This window comes from Streptomyces himastatinicus ATCC 53653 (genome assembly GCF_000158915.1).
Classification (GTDB): Bacteria; Actinomycetota; Actinomycetes; order Streptomycetales; family Streptomycetaceae; genus Streptomyces; species Streptomyces himastatinicus.
Window position 1 is genome coordinate 2,433,166 of sequence record NZ_GG657754.1, and the last position, 3,839, is coordinate 2,437,004.

General features: G+C 74.2%; 3 protein-coding genes and 2 pseudogenes. All 5 read right to left on the bottom strand.

Annotation, left to right across the window (positions count from 1 at the left end; genetic code table 11):
* Positions 1 to 144 (bottom strand): annotated as a pseudogene (locus tag SSOG_RS55820) (alkaline phosphatase family protein); the annotation flags it as partial.
* Entirely contained in the window at positions 141 to 1,325 is a 1,185-nt protein-coding gene (gene eboE / locus SSOG_RS09600) for a metabolite traffic protein EboE (RefSeq protein WP_009714020.1), read from the bottom strand. The pseudogene SSOG_RS55820 and the gene eboE, both read right to left, overlap by 4 nt.
* A gap of 4 nt (positions 1,326 to 1,329) precedes the next feature.
* Positions 1,330 to 2,227 (bottom strand): annotated as a pseudogene (locus SSOG_RS09605) (TatD family hydrolase).
* Positions 2,227 to 2,826 (bottom strand): EboA domain-containing protein, encoded by a 600-nt coding sequence (locus SSOG_RS09610; RefSeq protein WP_009714022.1) that lies wholly within the window; start codon positions 2,824 to 2,826, stop codon positions 2,227 to 2,229. Before SSOG_RS09610 ends, SSOG_RS09605 begins: the two are co-directional and overlap by 1 nt.
* A complete protein-coding gene (locus SSOG_RS09615; protein ID WP_009714023.1) occupies positions 2,820 to 3,716 on the bottom strand; it encodes a sugar phosphate isomerase/epimerase family protein in 897 nt (298 codons plus the stop codon). Before SSOG_RS09615 ends, SSOG_RS09610 begins: the two co-directional genes overlap by 7 nt.
* Positions 3,717 to 3,839 lie beyond the last annotated feature (123 nt).

Here is a 3,839-nt window from a genome sequence, read left to right on the forward strand (position 1 = left end):
GACGGCGGGCAGCACGGTGCCGAGCGGGGCGTACGCACCGGAGTCGGCCAGGGCGCGCAGCCGGGGCATATGGGAGAGGAGGCGCGGGGTGAGGCCGACGACGTCGAGGACGAGGAGGGGGGTGGGCTTCCCCGGGGCACTCACGGCAGCTCCTTGAGGCCGAGGTCGGTCAACAGGTCGCGGGCCAGGGCGAGTTCGGCGGCGATTCCGTCGGCCAGCCGGTCGCGGTTGCGGGGCCGCAGCTCGGGCGGCAGCGCCTGCCAGGTGTACGTCTCGACCTCCAGGTGGCGGGTGAGCGGCGCCGGGCCGCCGACCAGCCGGGCGAGGGTGTCGGTGAGGACGGGCAGGGTGGAGGTGAGCGGCGGCTCGGGCGGGGCGTGCAGGGGTACGTGGAAGTGGGAGCGCCAGGGGGCGGCGGTGTCGAGCCCGCCCGGTGCGAGGGCCTGGTCGAGGTCGTCGGTGCCGCGAATGCCGTGCGCCTGCGTGTGGGTGCGGGTCTGGTGCAGGAAGCGCGGTTCGGCGAACGCGGCCAGGGCGGTGCGCACGGCGGGGCGGTGTGGCTCCTCGGCGTGCAGGGCGGCGGAGAGCTGCGCCTTGACAATGGGCACACCGGCGGAGGTGAGGGCTTCCGTGGCGGTGTGCGGATCCTCGAACTGCGTCGCGAGGTGGCAGGTGTCCAGGCAGAGGCCGATGCGGCGGCGGGGTACGCCCTCGGGCAGCGCGGTGAGCGCGTCGATGGCCTGGGCGGTGGTCTCGACGGTGCAGCCCGGTTCGGGTTCCAGGCCGATGCGGATCGAACGGCCGGTGAGGTCCTGGAGCGCGTCGAGGCGCGTGGCGAGCGTGGTGAGGTGGTCGAGCGCGGCCCGCCGCTGTGTGCTGTCGAACGGCGCGCGCCAGGCGAGCGGGAGCGTGGAGACGCTGCCCTCGGTGACGTCGTCCGGGAGCAGGGCGGCCAGCAGCCGGGCGAGGTGGCCGGTGTGGGTCAGCCGCTCGGTCTCCGTCCAGTCCGGCCGGTACACGCGGTACTTGACCTCCTCGGCGCCGAACCCCTCGTACGGGAAGCCGTTGAGGGTGACGACCTCCAGACCGCGCCGGTCGAGTTCGGTGCGCAGCCGTCGCAGGGCGGCCGGGTCGGCGGTCAGGGTGCGGGCGGCGTCGCGGGCCAGCCACAGGCCGATGCCGAGCCGGTCGCGGCCCAGGCGGCGGCGTACCGGCTCGCAGTGGTGGCGGAGCTGGTCCACGACGCCGTCGAGGTCTTCGGCGGGGTGGACGTTGGTGCAGTAGGCGAGGTGGACGGTGGAGCCGTCGGGGTGGCGGAAGCGCATGAGGTCACCGGCCTTCTTCCGTTGCCCGGGTCGCGGTGGTCACCGGGGCGCCGCGGAGGATGGAGTTCCCCTCGTGGGTGGCTTGGGGTGTGGTGTCCTCGACGTCGAGGTCCAGCCGCCCGCTGAGCCCGTAGAACGCCACCGGGTTGCGCCACAGCACCTGGTCGACGTCGTCGTCGGTGAAGCCCGCCGCCAGCATCGCCTCCCCCACGTGGCGTGTCTTCAGCGGATCGCTGCGGCCCCAGTCCGCGGCGGAGTTCACCAGGATGCGGTCCCGTTCGGAGGCGTACTCGCGCAGCACGCGCACCATGCGGTCCGGGTCCATCTTGGTGTCCGGGTAGATCGAGAACCCGAGCCAGCAGCCACTGTCGGTGGCCGCCCTTACGGTGGTCTCGTTGAGGTGGTCGAGCAGGACGCGGTCGGTGGGGAGGGCGGATTCGTGGACGACGTCGAGCGTGCGGGCCAGGCCCGCGGCCTTGTCGCGGTGCGGGGTGTGCACGAGGGCGGGCAGCCCGTGGTCGGCGGCGAGCTGGAGCTGCGCGGAGAGCGCGGTGTCCTCGGCGGGGGTCATCGCGTCATAGCCGATCTCGCCGACGGCGACCACGCCGTCCTTCACGAGATAGCGCGGCAGCTCGTCCAGGACGGGGAGGCAGCGGGGGTCGTTGGCCTCCTTGGGGTTGAGGGCGAGCGTGCAGTGGTGGGCGATGCCGTGCTGTGCGGCGCGGAAGGGTTCCCAGCCGAGGAGGGCGTCGAAGTAGTCGTAGAAGCTGGCGGGTGAGGTGCGGGGCTGGCCGAGCCAGAAGGACGGCTCGACGAGGGCGCGCACGCCCGCGACGTACATGTCCTAGTAGTCCGTCCGTGGTGCGGGAGGTCATGTGGATGCGCGGGTCGAAGATGCGCATCAGGGCTCCTCGGGGGTGGTGTGGGCCAGGACGCGTGTCAGGTCGGCGGGAAAGTCCCGCCCGGAGGCGGTGCGTTCGCGCGCGTAGTCAGTCAGTATGCGGGCCAACTCGGCGTCGCCCCTGGCGCGGGCGGGCCAGTCGGCCACGACGTCCAGGGGCACCCCGGTGAACAGGCACTTCAGTACGGCCTGCCGCCAGCCGTGCGCGTCGAGATGGCGCGCCGCGTACGGGCCGACGGCGGCGGCCACCAGGCGGGTGTCGTTGGTGCGCAGGGCGTCCTCGACGAGGGGGAGGGCGTCCGGGCCGACGTCTTCGAGATGGGCCAGGGCGAGGAGGACGGCCCGGCGCTCGGCGGCCGTTCCGTGTGCGTAGAGGCGGGTGAGCGTGGGCATGTCGGGGCGGGCCGTGTGGAGGAGCAGGATGCGGGTGGCGTCGGCGAGTTCGGGGTGGTGGCTGCGGCGGCAGTGGCGGGCCGCGGCGGCGAAGTCGGCCTCCCAGCGGGGAGTGGTCGCCGCCTCTGTGAGTGCGCGGTCCAGCCAGGCCGTGGCGTCGTCGTCCAGGTGGTCGCGTACGGCCGTGCGCAGGTCCGCGATCAGCACGCGACGCCTCCCAGCGCGGCCGTGCGCTCCGCCGCCTTGAGGTACGCGAGGGAGGAGCGGGCCAGTCCGGGTCCGGCGTGCGAGTGGCGGGGCAGCTCCACGCCGACCAGGCCCCGGTAGTCCATGGCGCGCAGCGCCTCCAGCACCGGCGGGACGTCCACCTCGCCCTCCCCGAACGGCAGGTGCTCGTGCACACCGCGCCGCATGTCCTCGATCTGCGCATGGCGGATCCACGGCGCGGCGGCGCGTACGCAGTCGGCGGGCGGGGCCGGTTCCAGGCACTGGCAGTGGCCGATGTCGAGCGTCAGCCCGAGCGCGGGCGGGTCGCCCAGCTCCCGGCGGAGCCGGTGAAACCCCGCGAGATCCGCCAGCAGATGCCCCGGCTCGGGCTCGACGGCCAGCGGAACGCCCGCGGACGTGGCGGCCTCCAGCACCGGCTGGAGGGCGTCGCCCAGCCGCCGCCACGCGGTGTCCTCCGCCGTTCCCGGCGGTCGCACCCCGCTGAAGCAGTGCACCGCGTGCGCCCCCAACTCCGCGGCCACCCGCACGGCACGCACCAGCAGATCCACCCGGGCGGCGCGGGCCCCGGCGTCGGGATCGAGGAGCGTGGGGTGATGCTTGCGGCGCGGGTCGAGCACGTAGCGGGCCCCGGTCTCGATCGCAACGGTCAGCCCGAGCCGGGCGAGGCGCTGCCCCACGCGGCGGGTGTGGGCGTCCAGATCCGGGGCGAGGGGGTCGAGGTGCATATGGTCGAGCGTCAGCGACACCCCGTCGTAGCCGAGGTCGGCGAGCAGGGCGAGGGCATCGTCGAGCCGCAGGTCGGTCAGCCCGTTGGTGCCGTAGGCGAAGCGGAGGTCGGTGGCGGCCGGTGTCGGGGTCGGGGTCGTCATGTCGGGCTGACCTTTCTGGACAGTCGCCGCGCGACGGGCATCAGCAGAAGCACCCCCACCCCGACCCGCCCCGCCCCGGCCCGCGAGGCAAGCGCCGCCTGAAGCGGAATCATCGCCCGGATG

Bases quoted from the DNA above. Each gene is read 5' to 3' on its own strand.
- eboE (WP_009714020.1), bottom strand. From the start codon at position 1,325: ATGCGCTTCCGCCACCCCGACGGCTCCACCGTCCACCTCGCCTACTGC.
- SSOG_RS09615 (WP_009714023.1), bottom strand. From the start codon at position 3,716: ATGACGACCCCGACCCCGACACCGGCCGCCACCGACCTCCGCTTCGCC.